General features: G+C 40.3%; 18 protein-coding genes. 9 read left to right on the top strand and 9 right to left on the bottom strand.

Annotated elements, in window-relative coordinates; all coding sequences use genetic code 11:
* The first annotated feature begins 67 nt into the window (after positions 1-67).
* Complete coding sequence (locus HUW48_RS14150) at positions 68-1,633, top strand: SulP family inorganic anion transporter (protein ID WP_182411569.1); 1,566 nt, start codon at positions 68-70, stop codon at positions 1,631-1,633.
* A 27-nt stretch (positions 1,634-1,660) separates the two neighbouring features.
* The gene (locus HUW48_RS14145; RefSeq protein WP_182411568.1) at positions 1,661-2,347 is read left to right on the top strand and encodes a carbonic anhydrase; all 687 of its coding nucleotides are present in this window, start codon (positions 1,661-1,663) and stop codon (positions 2,345-2,347) included.
* 121 nt (positions 2,348-2,468) lie between these two features.
* Here HUW48_RS14145 and HUW48_RS14140 read toward each other — a convergent pair whose 3' ends face one another.
* Positions 2,469-3,347, bottom strand: coding sequence for a hypothetical protein (locus HUW48_RS14140; protein WP_182411567.1), 879 nt, complete (start codon positions 3,345-3,347; stop codon positions 2,469-2,471).
* Between the two features lie 407 nt (positions 3,348-3,754).
* Between HUW48_RS14140 and HUW48_RS14135 the strand changes: the two genes are divergently transcribed.
* The gene (locus HUW48_RS14135) at positions 3,755-4,174 is read left to right on the top strand and encodes a hypothetical protein (protein ID WP_182411566.1); all 420 of its coding nucleotides are present in this window, start codon (positions 3,755-3,757) and stop codon (positions 4,172-4,174) included.
* Positions 4,175-4,627: 453 nt separating this feature from the next.
* A complete protein-coding gene (locus HUW48_RS14130) occupies positions 4,628-5,293 on the top strand; it encodes a toll/interleukin-1 receptor domain-containing protein (RefSeq protein ID WP_220463932.1) in 666 nt (221 codons plus the stop codon).
* Positions 5,294-5,486: 193 nt separating this feature from the next.
* Here HUW48_RS14130 and HUW48_RS14125 read toward each other — a convergent pair whose 3' ends face one another.
* The gene (locus tag HUW48_RS14125) at positions 5,487-6,254 is read right to left on the bottom strand and encodes a winged helix-turn-helix domain-containing protein (RefSeq protein ID WP_246343476.1); all 768 of its coding nucleotides are present in this window, start codon (positions 6,252-6,254) and stop codon (positions 5,487-5,489) included.
* A gap of 298 nt (positions 6,255-6,552) precedes the next feature.
* Between HUW48_RS14125 and HUW48_RS14120 the strand changes: the two genes are divergently transcribed.
* From HUW48_RS14120 to HUW48_RS14105, 4 genes are all read left to right on the top strand, one after another.
* A complete protein-coding gene (locus tag HUW48_RS14120; protein ID WP_182416537.1) occupies positions 6,553-7,632 on the top strand; it encodes a sialidase family protein in 1,080 nt (359 codons plus the stop codon).
* Between the two features lie 85 nt (positions 7,633-7,717).
* On the top strand, positions 7,718-8,293 hold the full coding sequence (locus HUW48_RS14115) for a hypothetical protein (protein ID WP_246343475.1): 576 nt from the start codon (positions 7,718-7,720) through the stop codon (positions 8,291-8,293).
* A 727-nt stretch (positions 8,294-9,020) separates the two neighbouring features.
* Positions 9,021-9,446 carry a VOC family protein gene (locus HUW48_RS14110; RefSeq protein WP_182411565.1) on the top strand — a complete coding sequence of 142 codons (426 nt, stop codon included), beginning with the start codon at positions 9,021-9,023 and terminating at the stop codon, positions 9,444-9,446.
* A 244-nt stretch (positions 9,447-9,690) separates the two neighbouring features.
* Complete coding sequence (locus HUW48_RS14105; RefSeq protein WP_220463931.1) at positions 9,691-10,512, top strand: hypothetical protein; 822 nt, start codon at positions 9,691-9,693, stop codon at positions 10,510-10,512.
* 213 nt (positions 10,513-10,725) lie between these two features.
* On the opposite strand, the gene HUW48_RS14100 is transcribed toward HUW48_RS14105, so the two are convergent.
* Positions 10,726-11,202, bottom strand: a complete 477-nt coding sequence (locus HUW48_RS14100; RefSeq protein WP_182411564.1) for a DinB family protein — start codon at positions 11,200-11,202, stop codon at positions 10,726-10,728.
* Between the two features lie 303 nt (positions 11,203-11,505).
* Complete coding sequence (locus tag HUW48_RS14095) at positions 11,506-12,549, bottom strand: aldo/keto reductase (protein ID WP_182411563.1); 1,044 nt, start codon at positions 12,547-12,549, stop codon at positions 11,506-11,508.
* 189 nt (positions 12,550-12,738) lie between these two features.
* Here HUW48_RS14095 and HUW48_RS14090 point away from each other — a divergent pair, with 189 nt between their 5' ends.
* A complete protein-coding gene (locus HUW48_RS14090) occupies positions 12,739-13,401 on the top strand; it encodes an NAD-dependent epimerase/dehydratase family protein (protein ID WP_182411562.1) in 663 nt (220 codons plus the stop codon).
* A gap of 57 nt (positions 13,402-13,458) precedes the next feature.
* Here the strand turns inward: HUW48_RS14090 and HUW48_RS14085 are convergent, their stop codons facing one another.
* From HUW48_RS14085 to HUW48_RS14065, 5 genes are all read right to left on the bottom strand, one after another.
* Positions 13,459-14,067, bottom strand: a complete 609-nt coding sequence (locus HUW48_RS14085; RefSeq protein WP_182411561.1) for an alpha-ketoglutarate-dependent dioxygenase AlkB family protein — start codon at positions 14,065-14,067, stop codon at positions 13,459-13,461.
* Between the two features lie 127 nt (positions 14,068-14,194).
* Positions 14,195-15,040, bottom strand: coding sequence for a bifunctional helix-turn-helix domain-containing protein/methylated-DNA--[protein]-cysteine S-methyltransferase (locus tag HUW48_RS14080; RefSeq protein ID WP_182411560.1), 846 nt, complete (start codon positions 15,038-15,040; stop codon positions 14,195-14,197).
* 121 nt (positions 15,041-15,161) lie between these two features.
* Positions 15,162-16,370 carry an MFS transporter gene (locus tag HUW48_RS14075; protein WP_182411559.1) on the bottom strand — a complete coding sequence of 403 codons (1,209 nt, stop codon included), beginning with the start codon at positions 16,368-16,370 and terminating at the stop codon, positions 15,162-15,164.
* 499 nt (positions 16,371-16,869) lie between these two features.
* Positions 16,870-17,298, bottom strand: coding sequence for a hypothetical protein (locus HUW48_RS14070; protein ID WP_182411558.1), 429 nt, complete (start codon positions 17,296-17,298; stop codon positions 16,870-16,872).
* A gap of 127 nt (positions 17,299-17,425) precedes the next feature.
* On the bottom strand, positions 17,426-18,772 hold the full coding sequence (locus HUW48_RS14065) for an FAD-binding protein (protein ID WP_182411557.1): 1,347 nt from the start codon (positions 18,770-18,772) through the stop codon (positions 17,426-17,428).
* Positions 18,773-18,966: the final 194 nt, after the last annotated feature.

Raw genomic sequence — 18,966 nt, 5'->3', positions numbered from 1 at the left:
AGAATAAGTTTGTAAACTAAAAATAAGGTAAACAGCTATATCTTAATAACAGACTTGGAAACTCGGCATGAATTCAACAAATAGTATTTCTTTAAAAAATCTGGGCAGTGATTTACCCGCGGGCTTGGTGGTGTTTCTGGTAGCCTTGCCGCTCTGTTTAGGTATTTCTTTGGCATCGGGCGCTCCTCTTCTAGGGGGAGTTATTGCGGGAGTGGTAGGTGGCATTGTTGTTTCGCTCGTAAGCGGATCGCAGTTAAGTGTTAGCGGGCCGGCCGCCGGTTTAACGGTAATTGTTTTAAACGGTATTACTAAATTAGGTTCTTTCGAAGCTTTTCAGTTGGCGGTAGTAATAGCCGGTGTTTTACAGTTAATCTTAGGGTTCTTAAAGGCCGGTATTATTGGCCATTATTTTCCGTCGAGCGTTATTAAAGGAATGCTGGCCGCTATTGGCTTAACCTTAATTTTAAAGCAAATTCCGCATTTTTTAGGTGCCGATAAAGATTTTTTTGGCGAAATGGAGTTTTTTCAGTTCGATGGCCGTAACACTTTCACCGAAATGGTTTATGCTTTTGAACACATTGAGAAAGGAGCCTTATTAGTTGGGGTTATTTCTTTACTCATTATAGTTCTTTGGGATAAGCCGCGCTTTAAGAAATATGCGCTCTTTAAATTTGTACCCTCGGCCTTAATAGCTGTAATAGTAGCTTTAGGAATTAATTACTTTTTTAAAGCTAGCGCTCCGGTTTTAACCATTAACACTGAGCATTTGGTGCAGCTACCCACCATGGATTCCTGGACGAAGCTGGTAGCCCAGTTAACCCAGCCCGATTGGAGTGCCTTAGGCAACATGGATGTGTATATTTTAGCGATTACCATTGCCATTATTGCTTCTCTCGAAACCCTTTTAAGTGTAGAAGCCGTGGACCGCATGGATCCTTTAAAACGGGTTACGCCTACTAACCGCGAATTAAAAGCGCAGGGTTTTGGTAATTTTATTAGTGGTTTACTAGGTGGCTTACCCATGACTGCCGTAATTGTACGCAGCTCGGCTAATATAAATGCCGGAGGTAAAACTAAAGTTTCGGCTTTCTTTCACGGTATTTTATTGCTGATAAGTGTGTTGTTTTTATCTTCTGTGCTTAACCAAATTCCATTATCTGCCTTGGCTGCGGTATTACTGGTGGTTGGTTTTAAATTGACTAAACCAAGCCTTTATGTTAGTCAGTTTAAACTTGGCCTAGAGCAATTTATACCGTTTATTGTAACCATTTTGGCTATTTTGTTTACCGATTTGCTCATTGGCATCTCCATTGGATTAGCAATAGGCGTATTCTTTATATTGAAAGCTAATTACAAAACACCTTACTTTTTTCACAAAGAAAAGCATAAACAAGGCGAAGTTATCCGGTTACAACTAAGCGAAAATGTATCGTTTCTTAATAAAGCCAGTATTTTATTAACGTTGCACCATTTACCCGATAACAGCGAAATTATAGTAGATGGCTCCAAATCAACGTTTATTGATTACGATGTGCTCGATGCCATCCAAAATTTTAAAATTAACGCGCAAGAACGTAATATTCGGCTGCATTTGCAGAATATTCCTGAAGTGGTATCCACAAACGCACATTAACCAAACCTTCTAAAGTCGAAAAATAAAATGGAAAAAATATTTGAAAATAACCGTAAATGGGTAGCCGAAAAATTAAAGAATGATAAAAATTATTTTAAAAAGCTTGCCTTAGGTCAGAAACCTCGTTACCTATTTATTGGCTGCTCCGATAGCCGGGTACCGGCAAATGATGTCTGCGGTACAGGTCCCGGCGAAATGTTTGTGCACCGTAATATTGCCAACGTGGTAGTAAATACCGACATGAATATGTTATCGGTATTACAATATGCCGTTGAGGTATTGGGAGTACAGGATGTTATTGTTTGCGGCCACTACGGATGCGGCGGCGTGAAAGCGGCCATGGGCGACCAACAGTATGGATTAATTGATAACTGGCTGCGTAATATTAAAGATATAATGCCTAGGTACCAGGACGAATTGCAGGATATGCAGGATGAAGATGCCCGTTGGCGCCGGCTGGTAGAATTAAATGTACTGGAGCAGGTAAACAACTTATATAAAACTACCATTGTTCAAAATGCCTTAAATGCCGGTAAACCTTTACGCTTGCACGGCTTGGTGTATGATATAGCTAACGGTATTTTAAAAGATACGAAATGGACTACCGAAGACTTTAAACATTACGCCGAAGTTTATCACTTAACAATAGATAATTACAATAACGAATCTACCGAGGAATTACCGCGGGAAGAACCGGAAGTACAAAGAGTTTAATAACACCTTTAACTGTAAGGTTAAAGATAAAATTACATTTAGCTGTTTCTCCTTTACGCAAAAAGCCTCGCATATTTTATGCGAGGCTTTTTATTTTCAGGTTTTTTACTTTAAACCAAGTTTACCATTCATTATTACGGTTAGAAGATCCCCAGGAATCATTTCGGTTAAAATTTCTGCGGGGGTTATCGTCTTCGTGTCCCCGGTTTTCATTAAAGCCGTGGTTCCAGCGGTGCTGGCTATTCATGTTACCTCTTTCCTGATAACGCTGTTCTTCATCTTCGCCGGTAAATCGGTCCCAGGCCTGGCTTATTTTATTTCCCATCCGATCAAAAAAGCCTTCGTTTTCGTGTTCGTTGTTATGGCGATTTTGATACCGGTCGTTATTGAAGTTACGGTCTTGGTTCCAATTGTTACGGGAGCCGTAATCAGAAGAATAACGATTTTGCTGATTATAATCGTTATATGGTTGTTGGTTATGTTGATTCTGATTGCGGAATTGTTGCGATGAGCGATTATAATCATTGTTATTATCGTCATCAGTCCAGCGGTTCCAGGTTTCGTTTATGCGATCGCCGGTTCGTTCAAATACGTTGCGGTCATCGTCGTGGCGACTGTTTTGCGAACTTTGCCAGTTTTGGTGGTCGTTTTGCTGATTATACCGGTTTTCGTTCCGGTACTGCGTATTTTGGTTGTTGTAATTATAATTTTGACCTTGATCAGATTGCCGGTAATTGCCCCGGTTGTTTTGCCAGTTCTGGTCGTTTTGCGACCAGTTATTATTTTGCTGGTTGCTTTTGCGATTAAAAGGTTGATACGCCGAATATTGGCTCGGACCTGAATTAGTGCGATGATCGGCAGTACCTTCGTTAGAACCAGGTCGCATACTGGCTTGGTTAGTGCCAAATTCATTGCGGGTAGACAAGTCGCGTCGTGGATTTTCGTTTCCGGTGCGGAAACTATTAAAAGATGTCGGATCAGAATCTTCGTAATTTCTCATAATTGACATTTCTTAGTTTATCGTTCGTAAAACATAACCGCTCGTTCTGGCGGCTGGAGTACTTTTTACGATATTAAAATTAGAAATGTTCAAACAGGAAAAACTCTGAATTATGGTATTATCTAAAGAAATGAGTATTGTTTTTTATATTTAACAAAGAATAATGGAGTTACAGAAACTTATTAGCAGGATTTCTGCTTTTTATTGCAGGAATCAAAAAAATGATAAACTTAAATTATTTTTTTGTTAACCAACTGTTTTAAGGTTCCGAAACAATGGTAATTTAACAAGAACGTAGTTATACTAATATATAGCGGTTTAGTTAATTTGCTTTACAGATTAAATCCAAATTTAATTTTCTATAGTAGTTAAAACTTATTTCAAGAATATACAGATCACTCAATTTTATGATGCAAAAATTATTACTTCAATGCTTAACAGCTTTAATCCTTATTATTTCTCTTACTAGCTGCGAAGATCTTTTTAATAATTCAGATACCAAACCAGATGGTTCTGCTCCTTACGTTCGACTAGATGCACCTTTAAATAATAGTGTATTTATGTCTGGTAAAACTATTCCGATACAATCTTTAATTAGCGACAAAGACAAAATTAAAGAATTGGAAGTACAGGTAGTAAACTTGGCGGATGGTAGCCTGAACCAAACCGTTTGGGGCTATAAAAAACATCCCAAAACCAATCCGGTAATAGTTGATACTACCATCAAGGCCAGTAGCTTACCGCAAGGATCTTACCTGCTCCGCATGAGTTTAACTGATAACCGGACGAACTCTAAAGTAAAGGAAGTTCGTTTCTCCATCCGTTAGTAAAAGCAAATTAATCAACCCATTTACCTGTTTTATTAGGGCATCTGCATAGATGCCCTTTTTTATTATCCATAAATGAAAATACATGGTATTGCTATCCTTCATAGCCTATTAATGTATTATCATAAATAAAAACGAATTCGGAAGTAAACCCTTACTTGCTGGTGGGTAAAGGAGTAAGCATATATTCTTTATATATTTCTGATGTATTTTTATTTGTAAGCAAGGTGGCGCTATCAATATGAAGTACAACAGAATAAGAACAGGAAAATGACTACAGCAATTTTATTCATAGTACCGACAACCGGAGTATTACTCTGTTTATCCGGCCAAAATGGAAGTATATATGGAGTAGTTCTGTATATCTGGTAGTTGTGTTTAATGCATATAATAAAAAATAAATAAAATATATGGCAAGATGTACAGCACCATCAAGAGGACATAGAACAGCCAGTGCAGCAGCTGACTGCCCTGCCTGCGGAGGACGTTCTTGCGGATATATGTTCATATCCATCCTATACTTCATCTTACTCTTCAAGTAGCAGTAGTTACGGAAGTAGAAGTTCCGGAGGGGGAAGTTCAAGGAGCAGTAAACCGAAATGGTCCAGACCTTCATCTGGTGTTTATTATACACCAACGGAAATACGAACACTAACACCAATTCGTGAAAATATCGAGAGACGCTCAATTACACCTGACCTTCGGGATGTTTTTCTATGCCACGCTTGGGATGACCGAAAAGGTGCGGCAAAGGAACTTCACGATTTGCTCGAGGCTAATGGAGTATCTGTATGGTTTAGCGAAAAGGATGTTTTATTAGGCTCATCATTACTTCGCGAGATTGACAAAGGAATAGCCAAATCAAAAGTTGGATTAGTTTTGGTAACGCCATCCTTTTTAGAAAGAGTGAGAAATGAAGGTATTGCAGATAAAGAACTTTCAGCACTTCTAGCACGCGATTTACTCGTTCCGATTGTACACAATACCACATTTGACAGACTTCGTGAAGTAAGTCCTTTATTAGGTTCAAGAAGTGGTCTTGATACTAATGAAGAATCATTGCTAAAAATTGCATTAAAATTAGCAGAATTAGTGGAGGTTGAAGAAGAAGCTGTATAACAAAAATAAAAGAACTAAACACAACACTGTATGAACCCCAGCAGAGGCCGACGGCCTCTGCTGGGGTTCATACTAGTCCGTTGTACGCAACTGTAAAAACGAATTGTCTGCGTAAATTCACAGTTTTCTTGCTCGGTTGATTTTAACGTAGGCAACAGTTTTTCGGCATCCAGTTCGGAGCGGGAAGCTTTTCTTAAGCGCTAATTTCAAGCTTGTATCCTTTGCCGCGTATAACAACAATTTTGACACTCGTATTAAATTCCATTTTTTTTCTAAGTTTGGAAATAAACATATCCAGACTGCGGCCTACTATAACCCCTTCATCTTCCCATATTTCTTTTTGTAGCCGGCTGCGCTCTATCGTCTCATTAGGAGACAACGCGAAAATGCGTAGTACACGGGTTTCCGTTCTGGTCAAGTCGATGGTCTTTCCATTTATCAGGAGCTTACGAGCCTCCGCGTCGAACGACATTGCCCCTAAAGGAAATATACTCGTAGGCTGACTGTCAGCTACGAAAGCCTTCCGAGGCTGGACAGATTTTAAAAACATAAATCCAACAAAGGCTAAAACTGTCAGGCTGCCCAAAAGATATCCGTTCTTGGCGGTCATTATTCCGGCCGGTTTGAATTGAATGTTAATCAGGTAAGGCGCTACGGGTTGCTTTCTTCCTAAACAGGCTACAATATCATCTTTCTTATTTTTTGATATAGCATATCCATAGGCTACACGGGCACTGTTCAGTACATTAACCACGTAATCACTGGCGAGCGGGTCTTTAGCTAACAAACGTTGCGTTGTATGCACCAGGGATTCGGGTTGAAAAGTAAACGCCTTCTCAAAACTGATCTGGTATTCATTTTTGGCGATCTTTTTTACCGGTAGTACCCGGGATGTACTGTCGCCCGACTGCAGGAGTATTTCGTGTCCGATTCGGCGAAGCAAAATTTCCCTTCGGGCCAAGCCAAAGTCATCACTGCCGGTGATGCTGAAAGCCACGCAGATGATCGAGATAAACGGGAGTAGTAATAATCCGCCCAGGTGATTACGTTTGACTGGCAACAGATTTCTTCTTACAAGCATCATGTCAAGATATTATTTACAAAGTTTACACTTTTATTTACCATCTAAGTCCCTTAGCCTCAAATAAATCAACGTATTTTTATTGCACTAGCTTTAAAGAAATACGAAAAATAAAAAAAGCCTTAAACAAATCTGTTTATCGAGAGATAAATCGATGTTCATTAAAACTACAAAAAACATGAAAAAAGTTATGTATACTCTGATCTTACCGCTGGTTGTGGTAAGCGGACTAGTATTGGCTAATCGCGAGATCATTAATGAAACTGCTAAAAAGCCAGACGCAAAAACAAAGAAGACTGAGACGGCAAAGATCGTTTTTAAATCTACAGATGGCGGACAAACCTGGCAGGACATCAGCAAATGGCTGCCCAAAACTTTACGGGTAGATAGTATTCGGGGAAATAGCTTCTTTGCAAATGATAAAGGCCTGTTCTTAAGGGTTAGAAACGGACTCTATCACAATACACCAAATGCCACCTCTCCTTTTTGGACGAAAGAAACTTTCCCTGACGAACATAGCAGCATTGCCCCCGGTAAGTCCGGGATGTCTGCCCATAATTACTGGGGTGTAAATCTGAAAACAACAAACGGAACGAGTGTATGGTCGCCGATATTCGAAAATTTTCAGGCGGCACGACTACGCAGCGTTTTTGAGACCCCCGAAGGTACCATTTTCATCGCCATCAACAGAGGCATTATTAGGTCCACTGATAATGGAAAAACCTGGAAACATGTCTATGCCGGAGGCTTGGTAGGGAATCTGGCCGAGTCGAATGGCGTACTGCTGGCGACCAGTAGGAGAAGAATAATAAGATCGACCGATAATGGCGACAACTGGGCGCCGGTGATCAGTGAGGACAGGGTGGCTTTCGATGTAAAACCGATCAAAGGTGGATTCGTTGCTATCACTTCCAATTCAGAGTCGAATACCCCAAATACCAGTAGGCTAAGTACATCCTACGACGGGGGTAAAACCTGGCAGCCCATTCATTCCGCCCTTCGGGACAAAGTTGTTATTGATTCAATAGGGCGGACCTGGAATGATCGCATTAATGATCGCCTTCGTGTGCACGCATACATGACTTCCATTACCCAGGTTGGTGAAAACTTCTTTAGTGCTCATCCTGGCGGCATTTTCAGATCATCAGACAAGGGAAAAACATGGGAATTGTTGCTTCCTTCTGTAGAAGATAAAGGCTTCAATTTATTTGTTTCAGGCAACGTGATCTATGCCATACCCAGCAGAGGTGGATGTTGAAAAAATTCCCCAGCAACGTCACCGGGACTTTGCGATTCACTGCATAATAAATAGGAGCTAAGCCGCCACCTCCCCTACGGGGGACATGGCGGCGAATGAATTTAAACCTGCTAAAAATATGAAAAAGGTTATGTATGCGTTGATCTTACCACTGGTGGTGGTAAGCGGACTAGTATTGGCTAATGGCGAAATCAAAAATGAAACTGCTAAAAAATCAATCCCAAAGCCCCTCTCTGCTGCAGATAGGAAAGCTGCCTTGAAAAAATGGGAGGCTACCCCTGAAGGTATCAAGTACAAAGAATGGGAAGCGTCTCCCGCAGGTAAAAAAGTGTATGCTAGTGAAGCTAAAATAAGGAAGCATATAAGTGCTTTTACCAATATGGAGGCTGTGGTAACCTCTCTTTCTCTTCCGCCAGGTTCCCGATTAGGTTTCGGCCTGATGGTCAGGATTAATGGCGTCGATTATATTCTTGGTTATGGGCCGGAAAAGTGTAATGAATTGCAGCAACTACATAGCCTGAAAGTGAACGATAAAATAATCATAAGAAGCCATAGTGTATTGCATGCGCCTAAGTATTCCTATGCCATAGTATCGATCAACTATGTAAAACGAGATAGTAAAATAATTTATAAACGTGCCCCTCGCAAAGGCGGCTGCTGAGTAAGTTATAATGGAAAGACCTTTACAGAATTCAAAGGTATAGAGAATCAGAAATACTTTGTTAGCCGACACTTTTGAGATGGAATGATGCTTTAGTACATTTTCGGCATCGACAAGCAATCGCTTTTTTTTACTCGGGGGACTTTTTATTTTTATTTCAAAAGTAAAAAAGTAATAAACAGATTAACAATAATTTTGTGCTGACAAAAAAGAAACAGCGGCGTACAACATTGTGTTTATGAAATTGTGGCAGGACGCTCGATCATTCGGCTTTAAATCGCTATTTTGCTTTTGTAGTTAATTAAAATGACGTTTTTCAAATACCACAACTTCATAAACACTTCAACCTTGGCAGTAATTAAAAACAATAGAATGGAAGTGGTTTTATCTTATAATAGAGAATACGTTGCAATGTTTAATTTCCTTGATTAACTATCCTCTATCCTCTGAATTTAGGATAGCGCTGAAATAAGTGAAATTTTAGGTTCCATGTCTTTCCTGAATGATGAAAAGCTCATTTACTTATTGCTTTGGACAGTTTGGTTGGAATCAGTTCAAAGAGCAAGCATTATGACAGCGATACTACTTTGAAATTAGTAAAATAGAATTTCTACATCGAACTCATTGTATTCCAGATACTTGTTTTACTACGATTTCGGCATAAACACTTAATCATTAGCTGCCGCTTAATATGAGCAATACTACATCAGAAAAACTGCTAAACCATATGGAAGAATCAAAAAGCAACATGGAGAATACAGGTTCAATAAGTGGTGCAACTCCCAAGGTGACAGGAATTGGTGGAATTTTCTTTTTCTCTGACAATCCAAAAGAAACGAGAGAATGGTACGCCAAAAATTTAGGCCTCGAGGTAAATGAGTGGGGCGCCACTTTTAAATCCAGGGATGTAAACTGCCCAGATCAAGTAAATTCTCTCCAATGGTCACCTTTTAAAAGTAAAAGCGAATATTTTGCACCTTCTAAAAAAGAGTTTATGATTAATTACCGAGTTCAGAATTTAGAAGGACTTATAAAAAAGTTAAGAGAAAACGGAGTTACTATTATTGATGAAATGGAAACGTATGAATACGGGAAGTTTATTCACATAATGGATGCCGAAGGAAACAAGATAGAACTCTGGGAACCCCTGTAATAAGATAATTCCGGATAAGAGTGGAAATTCATAATATTAAAAAGTTGAGTTATTAACCGATAATAAACCTGATAGTTCTACTCAAAGGTTTCGGATACTAACCTTACTACGTATAAAGCGGTAACAATTACAGCTTAATTAAATATTTCGGTGTGAGTAACATTTTTTCGCTATTTTTAAGTATCAACTTAAGTTTTATTTACTAAATGTATTACTAAATATACTTTGTTAACCTTTATACGAAATGAAGACCGGATTTTTAAAATATAGCAGCTTACTTTTCTTGTCTGTTCTGGTATGGAGTGTTACCCCACACTTGGCTGTTGCTCAAAAAACACCCGCAAAAGTGGAAGTACCGGATTGGGCGCTACCTGGCTCAGCTACGCATAAACAAGTACCGCCACCATTAGATTTTTACCGGGAAACCCGCACCAGTAATAAGAAGATTGGTGTTTTTGAAGGTCAAAGCGATGTAGGTGCAGCCTTAGTACCTGGTTCTTCGAGTTATAACGCTGCCACCAAGCAATACACCATTAACTCCGCCGGTTATAATATCTGGTATACGCGGGATGAATTCCGTTATTTGTGGAAGAAAATGGATGGCGATGTATCGCTGGCAGCGGACATTAATTTTCCGGATAAAGAAGGCTATTTAGATCGCAAAGCGGTTGTTATAATTCGCCAAAGCCTGGAAGATGATGCCAAAGAAGCCATGGTGGCCTTACACGGAGGTGGTTTATTGCACCTAGCCTGGCGGCCTGAGAAAGGCCAGAATTTAAAAGAAACGAAAGTTGACCAACGCGGAGGTTTACCGGCTTCACAAATTCCTAACGAAAAAGAGATCGGGTTGGCAAAACGCATTGGTATAGAAAAACGGGGAAATAACTTTGCGCTATTTGTGAGCATGGCCGGGGAACCTATGCATCAGGTAGGCGAAGCAATTCAGTTGCCCTTTGATGGACCCTTTTATGTAGGAATTGGCTTTTGCTCGCATTTGCCGGATAAAGTAGATACGGCCGTTCTGTCTAAGGTAGTTTTGGAGAATGCAGCGGGTAAGGTACAATAAGAAGCATTTTCTTATTGGTACGGACAAGATATAGATAAGTATAAATTAAAAAAGAAGCTCCACTTCTTTAATTAAATCCTTCTGGAAGAATCCGAGATTAGTTACCTACTGGTTAGATCTTTCCAGAAGTACTTAAATTAAAAGCACATAGGCTGTTATTCCCCGACTTTTAGTAAATATAGTCCGGCATTAATCCGGAAAGCCCCAGTGCAGCTACTCCCAATTTCCTAAAAGTCTGCGCAGTATAATAATTTCACCTAAATGATAAGCATTGTGTTCGGCTACTAATAAGGCTTCCCGAAGTAAATTTTGGCCGGTACCATGAGCAAAAGGGGTATAAAGGTTGTTAGCAGGATCCTGCACCAGTTGAATCATTTGTTCCAGACCGTCCTGAATCGTTTGAATACTAGTATCCAGTGCTTCCTGGTTAGCCGGAGCAATTTCTTCGAGCCAGTACCCGGCGGGCCATTCCGGCGATTCATAGTTCGGGCCCCGGCTAAAATCCAAAATATCGAACAAGGCAATGCGTAAATGTTCTATTACCTGCCAAAGAGTATACGGCAGTTTTGGTACCTTTTTACCGGCTTCTTCTACATTTATGCCTGATAAAACCTCCTCCAAAGGTTTAAAAGCCTGCCCGCTTCTTAGTAGTTTTACTAAATTGTCGCGGATAACTTGGTCTTGTTGCATAGAATAAGTGTTTGTTTTACGGCTGTATCTTTAAAATCTAGGTAGACAAGAGCTAATTTTACTTTTTTTTAATGGCGTTGATCTTATCGCAGTATCTAAGTAAATGGACCGAAATAAGTTAAGCCATTTTGATCCTTCAGGTGAAAACTTTTTGACTACGTAGCTAAATAGTTTCCGCGAAAAGGACCGAATTGGAAAAGAATAGCTCCTTTCTACAGATCTTCTTTTCTATTCTCAAACGCATGTTAATATTAGAAAGCCGTCCTGCGCCAATATGGGCAAAATGGCTTTTCTGGCAAAAAATTACTTTTTATAGAATTGGGGTAGAGGATTTAATTTTGTGTTCTGCCGTTGGTGCCAGTAAGGATAAACAGCGGGTACTTCGCTGGCTTTGTCTAGTTTTTTTACTTGTTCTACAGTCAGGTTCCAGCCAACGGCATCCAGGTTTTGCCTTAATTGTTCTTCGTTCCGGGCACCAATAATAATGCTGGTAACGGTAGGGCGTTGCAGCAACCAATTTAGGGCTACCTGGGCCACGGTTTTACCTACTTCGGCGGCTAGTTCCTCTAAGGCATCAATGGTATTGTAAAATACTTCTTCGTTTACTACGGCTTCGGGTACGGGACTACCGCCCTGTGCTACACGGCTATCCGGCGGCAAAGGCTGGTTTCGGCGGTACTTACCACCTAATCGACCCGCCGCCAGCGGCGACCAGATTAAGCTACCCACTTTCTGATCGATACCCAACGGCATGAGTTCCCATTCATAATCGCGGTTAGCTAACGAATAATATACCTGGTGCCCCACGTACTTGGGCCAGCCGTATTTCTCCGACACAGCTAAAGATTTCATTAAATGCCAGCCCGAGAAATTAGAAGCGGCAATGTACCGGATTTTACCTGCTTGCACCAATGTATTCAAGGTGTGTAAGGTTTCTTCAACGGGAGTGTTGCCGTCGAAACCATGCATGTGGTATAAATCAATATAATCAGTACCGAGCCGTTTTAAGCTGCCTTCTACTTGTTTTATTAAATGAAAACGGGAAGACCCCTGGTTATTTGGTCCTGAGCCGAACGGAAAAGTACCTTTTGTAGAAATAATCATTTTGTCGCGTTTACCCGCAATGGCTTTACCCAGAATTTCTTCTGACAAACCTTGCGAATAAATATCGGCGGTATCAAAAAAGTTAACGCCTGCTTCCATGCAGATATCAATTAGCCGCGTGGCTTCTTCTACCTGGGTGCTGCCCCAGGCTTTAAAGAAATTTCCGCTGCCTCCAAAAGTGGCCGTACCAAAACTTAAAACCGGTACAAATAACCCCGAACCACCTAACTGTCTAAATTCCATAATTTTTGTTGTATTTGCGAAAAATTAAATGTTGTTTAAAATAAATTTACAGTAAACAATTATAAAGAGCGATTGTTGCAAAGGGCGTTCACCTGAGCTTTTGCTCCTACGCAAAAAAGCAAATCATTGGTTAAAGAAAATCCGGTGACAAGTTAATCTTTTAGTAAATTTTTAAACCTCCAGACTACTATGAACAAAAAAGTAATAATTACCGGCGCTACCGGCATGGTAGGAGAGGGAGTACTGCACGAATGCCTGCAACACCCCGACATAGCAGAAGTATTGCTCTTAAATCGCCGGCCAAGTGGAGTTACGCACCCAAAAGTAAAAGAGTTAATTCAACCTGATTTTTTAAAGTTTTCGGAAATACAGTTTGATTTTACTCCTTACGATGCTTGCTTTTTTTGTTTGGGAGTTTCGTCGGTGGGTATGAGCAAAGAAGAGTACTACCGCGCTACTTACGAACTTACAATGGGGGTAGCTAAAACCTTGGTTGCGCAAAACCCCAATTTGATTTTTTGTTACGTGTCCGGGGCCGGCACAGATAGTTCCGAAAAAGGAAGTTCGAATTGGGCACGGGTAAAAGGAAAAACGGAGAACGATTTACTAAAACTACCTTTCAAAAAAGCCTACATGTTCCGGCCCGGGTTTTTGCAACCTACTCCCGGTTTAAATAATACTTTAAAAATGTATTCTTACATTAAGTGGCTGGTACCGCTATTACGTCCTTTTTTATCTAATTACATGTCCACCTTGCAGGAACTGGGTTTGGCCATGATAAATGTGGTAGAGCAAGGCTACGGAAAACCAATCCTGGAAGTAAAGGATATTAAAGCCTTAGCTAAATTTTGAAATTCTAGCAACTCTATTAAAAAAGCAGCTATTTAATCTTTAAATTTTATAAGCAGATTAAAAAACAATTGTCCGGAAGGTTAGATTTACCCGGGCCTGGTGGGCGGCATTGGTAGGTGGCAAGCGGTGCAGCCAATGCGTTTGGGTAGTACCTTTCATTATTAGTAAACTACCGTGTTCCAGTACCATTGAAACAATTTCTTTGGTTTGTTTATGTTTAAAACTAAACTTACGTTCGGCCCCAAAACTTAATGAGCCAATCGCGCCATCTTTCTTCAAGTCTTTTTCGCCATCGCTGTGCCAGGCCATTCCTTCTTCGCCGGTATGGTAAAGGTTAAGCAAGCACGAATTAAAAGTTTCGCCGGTTTCGGCTTCTATTGTAGTTTTTAATTCTAATAATTCTTTAGTCCATGGCAGGGCTTTTTTGGTAATGTTGGAGTAGGTGTATTCAAATTCCTGATCGCCGTACCAGGCCACTTTTCTTTTGATAATAATAGTTTTACCGAAAATGTTTGCTTCGTCATTTTTCCAGGCAATGTTGGTTAGCAGTCGGTTCAGATAATTATCGGCTTCTTCGGGGGAGAAAATTTTACCGAAATAATTAACCGTTCCGTCTTTAGGTAATAAGTTTAGGGTAGGGTTGGCAGGGTAGTCAAACAAGTTCATTTTTTCTTTTTAAGGCAAGCAGATTTCATACTACGTTTTCAGGGACGAAGTTTATATATATGGAGAGTTACCGATCATACTTTCCAACCACTAGATTTAGTAAATAACTTAAGTGAATGATTTAATATTATTCCGGATTTACTTGTGAGGCTTCCCAGCCGATCATGGCAGTTTTACGGGTTGGCCCCCACATGTAGCCGCCAAAACTTCCGGAAGATTGAATTACCCGGTGGCACGGGATTAAAAAGGCAACCGGATTGCTGCCAATAGCGGTACCTACAGCGCGAGACGCATTCGGGAGCTCAATTTTCCGGGCAATAGAACCGTACGTAGAAAGGCTGCCCAAGGGAATTTGCAGCAAAGCTTCCCAAACTTTTAATTGAAAAGAGGTTCCTTTTAAATGCAGCTTAATCTGGTTCAGCTTGCTCCAATCGTGTTGAAATATGAATAAAGCATTTTGTTGCAGCAAATCCAGGTTCTGACGGAAGGTAGCATTCGGAAATTTACATTTTAAATCGAGGAAAGACTGAGTTTCGTCTTCGTTAAAAGCCATGTAACAAACTCCTTTACTCGTAGATGCAATAATAATTCTTCCGAATGGGCTTTCGGCAAAGCTGTAGTTGATAACCAGATTTCTACCGCCATTTTTATACTCCGCCGGAGTCATGCCTTCAATGTTCACAAACATATCGTGCAGGCGACTGGTGCTGGAAAGTCCGGTTTCGTAGGCAGCATCGAACAAAGTTGCCTGTTTTTCGGTCAGCAGCTTTTTGGCGTAATTCACGCTAATGTACTGCAAAAATTTCTTAGGGCTGGTTCCTGCCCATTCGTTAAAAATTCGCTGAAAATGAAACGGACTTAAATTTACTTTTTCCGCCACATCATCCAGATTGGGCTGGTCTTTAAAGTTGGTTTGAATATAAGCGATTGCCTCGGCAATGCGGTTATAATTAACTTGGTCCTGAATGTTCATTTTTTCTAAATTTTATGATTCAAAAATCCGAATGTTTTTGCTTTCATAAAATCCGAAACTTGCTGATGTATGTTTTTCCTGCTATTTACTTTATTTAATTAAACATTAGAAATACCGGACATTAATTTTGTTTAGTTAATCTGAAAAATAACCGCGATATAGGAATAAGCATCAGGCCGGAAAAAGCAAAAGTGATAAAGGACATTTTTAGATTAAAAGCGTGGGCAAGGTAACCAATTAAAGGCGGACCCAGTAGCATACCCACAATCCCGAATGAAGCCACTAAAGAAATAGCTACTCCCGCCGAATATTTCTCCGAGCCTCCGGCCAACGTGTAGGTCATGGGAATAACGGCCGCCGTGCCAAACCCCACAAATGAAAAGCCAATTAAAGCCGGCCAGAAGGTCGGGAAGAAAATTGCTAAATTTATACCGGTAAAAATGCACATGGCACTCATAATGTACGTAGGAGCCATCCCTATTTTATCAATAATACGATCCGACACAAACCGGGAAAAGGCCATGAATGTCATGAAAATTAAATAGCCAATGGTAAAAACCTCTTCTTTTACTACTTTCTGAAAATAAATGCCGCTCCAGTCAAACATGCCGCCTTCGCAAATAGCCGCAAAAAATACTAATAAGCCTAAGTATAAAATATAGGCATCCGGCTTAGCCATGGATTTTTTATCTTTTCCGGTGGAGCGGTCGTTGCGTAATAATTGCTGGTACGAAAGCAACGTAATTACAATCGTAACCACCGATACAGTTACTAAATGCGGCACAATAGAAATTCCCTGGGATATAATTAAAGTAGTAACCGCCACTCCTACAATACCACCTGTACTCCAAAGCCCGTGAAAACTCCCGTTTATTTTTCGGTCGAATTGCTTTTGTAAAGTAATAGCCTGGGTATTCATGGAAATGTTAAAAATGCGGGTACTTAAAGAAAATAAAAACAGCGCTATAACCAGACTTAAAGTGGATTGTGCCAAACCAATTAAAGATAGACTAAGGGCATTCAGGAAAAAAGCCAGGGTTAACGGAATACGCGTATCAAACCGGGAAACCAACCAACCTGAAATAGGCAGTCCAATCATAGAACTAATAGGCATGGTAAGGAGAACCGAGCCTAATTCGGCTTCATTCAAATTCAAAGCTGCTTTTATAGTGGGAATACGCGAAGCCCAACTGGCAAAGTTAAATCCTGAAAGAAAGAAAAATACGCTGAGAAAAATGCGGTACTTAACTTTTTGATCTATTTGGTCGGTCTTGGAGGTTATTTCTTGCAGGATACTTTTCTTCCGCTCCTTTTCAACTACTTGTTCCATTTTTTGCTTTCCCTACTATTCTTGCTGCTAAAGCGCCGGTACTTTATTAGTAGAATTTAGATTAATTACATTTTCGGCTTACCAGCGCAAAGATAAATTTAAATTACTCTGGCTTCTTACTTCCAGAATAAAATTAGGTTGCCTTACTCTGGCATTTTAGGTACTATTTTGAGTAAAATTCCGGAATAAGTAATATCTGATAAGAGAATAGGAATGGAGCAGCAAACAGCTTAATATTAGTAAATTTGATTTAAGATGGGGAATTTGGATTCATTATCAAGAATGTATGGATTGAAACCCAACACGATAGCACCAGTAAATGTATGCTTAAAAAGATTCCAAAGAAAACGCTTGCTAGCAAGCAAAATCCAAAATAGTTTTTTGATACGATTTGATATAAGTAGATAGCAAAAACCAACCTAGGGCGAACGTCCTCGCTAGTGTCTAATTATTAGGAAGGCATCTGGCTGGGAAAACAATCTTTTAATCTTATATAAATCTACAGCTCGCTCCAAAGCCAGTTATTAGCAGCTTCTAAATCGAAATGAACTTTTATAGTTCCAGCGGAAGTGGGTTCGTTATTGGAGTTGGGGCGTTCATAAACCTTGTTTGGGCTGGTCATTACAAAACACTCCGGCGCCATTACAATAGCAAATTTCCGGATTTGGTTTGATTTAAGTAAAGGCATCATGTTCTGAACTAACCAAGCTTGGTTTTCGGGTAGCATCGATTTTATTTTCTGAGCATCCGTTAACCAATAATGAGCATCTTTCCGGAGGGCAGTATCTATGGCTAAGCGGTAACTGTTCTGGAAGCGTTCTGCGTCCGGATGTTGGCGGAAGGTTAACTGGATTAAGGCGTGGTCTTTACTCCATTCAATTCTGGTAAAATCGTTTTCGTAAAGAGTTTCCAAATAGTAATCAATCATTCCGGTGAGTTCCGCTTATGGCAATTTCAATAAATAAATGTAACCCGAAAGCAACAATTTTGTTTCAAATAACGCCCATTAGGTTTCCCACTTATTTAATTTTAATCAGGGAAAAATAAGCATCTGGCTAACTGCTAAAAATAGTACTATTCAGGAATTCGTTACGGAATTTACCATTCGGGTCGTATTGGGCTACTAACTTTTTGAAATCAGCGAATTTATCGTAACGCGAAGCCAACACCTGCGGAGATACGGTAAATAACTTGCCCCAGTGCGGGCGGGCATTAAAGGGGGCTAATTCTTTTTCAATTATGGGTAATAATTTACTTACTGCCGGCCAATCTTGCTTCCAGGTAAAATGCAGGGCCACGCTTGGCCGTTGGTAACAAGGGCTCAACCAAAAATTATCCGCGGCAATGGTCCGGATTTCGGAAATAAACAAGTGCGGACTAATTTGCTTCCCTAAACGCGCAATAGCTTGTATAGCTTCCATGGCCTGTTCGCGTGGCACAAAATATTCGGATTGTAATTCTACGCCGCTGCTGGGAGTAAAGCCCATTTTAAAATGCGGTAAGCGTTCGTGCCAAGGACCCGGAACGCCCATTTGTTCGGTACAGTTTTCGGCGGATACTTCCGCAATGGGGTGCAGGTTTTTTGTAGCGGCCGTGGCTCCGTAAAAGTTTGGTTTAGCGTTGGAATTCGCGGCATCGTCCAGGCGGCTTTTAATCCAGACTTCGTTAATGCTGTTATTTTGCCAGTCCGTAAATAAACTTACACTGTAACCCGCCGATACTATTTTTTCAAAATTGTTTTTCAACTGGTCCATAGGCAACCTTTCGTAAACAAATTGCCGCATCTGGAAGGTGGGTTGCAAAGCTAAAGTTACTTTGGTAATCAGGCCCAGCGCCCCTAAACCTACTACTACACCGTTAAATGTATCGCTATCTTTTTCTTTCGTAAAAGTATGCACTTGGCCGTCGGCGGTTACTATTTCTAAGCCTACCACTGGAGTAGCTAAATTACCGTTCTCTACGCCGGAACCATGAGTAGCCGTTGTAATAGAACCCGCCACCGAAATATGAGGTAGAGAAGCTAAATTAGGGAGTGCGTAGCCTTTTTCGTGGAGGTAAGGAGCCAGTTCGCCGTATTTTATGCCGCCTTCTACCGTAACAGTATGCGCCTGGGTATCCAAAGAAATTACTTTATTTAACTGTTTAGTCGAAAGCAGGTAGTCTTTACTATCGGCAATGCGGTTAAAGCAATGGCGGGTACCCAGTATTTTTAACTTTGCATGATTTTTAATGAAAGCCTGTACTTCTTCCTGAGTTTTGGGGTAGGCAACAGAGCTGGTGCTGTAAATAATATTACCCGCCCAGTTTTTTATTTTTTCGTCGGGTAGCCATTTGGTTACCGGTAAAAGCGCACTGCCGGCAGTTGCCGCCGAAGATAATTTTATAAAAGGTCTTCTTTTCATGGTTAATCAGGAACAGAAATGCAAGGTAGTAGATGTAACTCTTTTAAGTAATTCTGTTAAAAGGTTTTGGCTTTTGTAAAGTTAAGATTTTTACTTAAAAGCAAGAGGTTCTTGTTAAATAGCAATGCTTCCAAATCAATTTAAATAAGAAAGTAATCAAGATTAAAGAGAAAATAGGGATAGCTTTAGAACTA

The organism is Adhaeribacter radiodurans (assembly GCF_014075995.1).
In the GTDB taxonomy this organism is placed as follows: domain Bacteria; phylum Bacteroidota; class Bacteroidia; order Cytophagales; family Hymenobacteraceae; genus Adhaeribacter; species Adhaeribacter radiodurans.
The sequence above is the reverse complement of the archived record's forward strand: the minus strand, read 5'-3'. Positions and strand labels throughout refer to the sequence as shown.

Bases quoted from the DNA above. Each gene is read 5' to 3' on its own strand.
- HUW48_RS14105 (WP_220463931.1), top strand. From the start codon at position 9,691: ATGAAGACCGGATTTTTAAAATATAGCAGCTTACTTTTCTTGTCTGTT.
- HUW48_RS14075 (WP_182411559.1), bottom strand. From the start codon at position 16,370: ATGGAACAAGTAGTTGAAAAGGAGCGGAAGAAAAGTATCCTGCAAGAA.
- HUW48_RS14110 (WP_182411565.1), top strand. From the start codon at position 9,021: ATGGAAGAATCAAAAAGCAACATGGAGAATACAGGTTCAATAAGTGGT.
- HUW48_RS14120 (WP_182416537.1), top strand. From the start codon at position 6,553: ATGAAAAAAGTTATGTATACTCTGATCTTACCGCTGGTTGTGGTAAGC.
- HUW48_RS14095 (WP_182411563.1), bottom strand. From the start codon at position 12,549: ATGGAATTTAGACAGTTAGGTGGTTCGGGGTTATTTGTACCGGTTTTA.
- HUW48_RS14100 (WP_182411564.1), bottom strand. From the start codon at position 11,202: ATGCAACAAGACCAAGTTATCCGCGACAATTTAGTAAAACTACTAAGA.
- HUW48_RS14065 (WP_182411557.1), bottom strand. From the start codon at position 18,772: ATGAAAAGAAGACCTTTTATAAAATTATCTTCGGCGGCAACTGCCGGC.
- HUW48_RS14150 (WP_182411569.1), top strand. From the start codon at position 68: ATGAATTCAACAAATAGTATTTCTTTAAAAAATCTGGGCAGTGATTTA.
- HUW48_RS14070 (WP_182411558.1), bottom strand. From the start codon at position 17,298: ATGATTGATTACTATTTGGAAACTCTTTACGAAAACGATTTTACCAGA.
- HUW48_RS14085 (WP_182411561.1), bottom strand. From the start codon at position 14,067: ATGAACTTGTTTGACTACCCTGCCAACCCTACCCTAAACTTATTACCT.
- HUW48_RS14080 (WP_182411560.1), bottom strand. From the start codon at position 15,040: ATGAACATTCAGGACCAAGTTAATTATAACCGCATTGCCGAGGCAATC.
- HUW48_RS14090 (WP_182411562.1), top strand. From the start codon at position 12,739: ATGAACAAAAAAGTAATAATTACCGGCGCTACCGGCATGGTAGGAGAG.
- HUW48_RS14135 (WP_182411566.1), top strand. From the start codon at position 3,755: ATGATGCAAAAATTATTACTTCAATGCTTAACAGCTTTAATCCTTATT.
- HUW48_RS14115 (WP_246343475.1), top strand. From the start codon at position 7,718: ATGGCGGCGAATGAATTTAAACCTGCTAAAAATATGAAAAAGGTTATG.
- HUW48_RS14145 (WP_182411568.1), top strand. From the start codon at position 1,661: ATGGAAAAAATATTTGAAAATAACCGTAAATGGGTAGCCGAAAAATTA.
- HUW48_RS14140 (WP_182411567.1), bottom strand. From the start codon at position 3,347: ATGAGAAATTACGAAGATTCTGATCCGACATCTTTTAATAGTTTCCGC.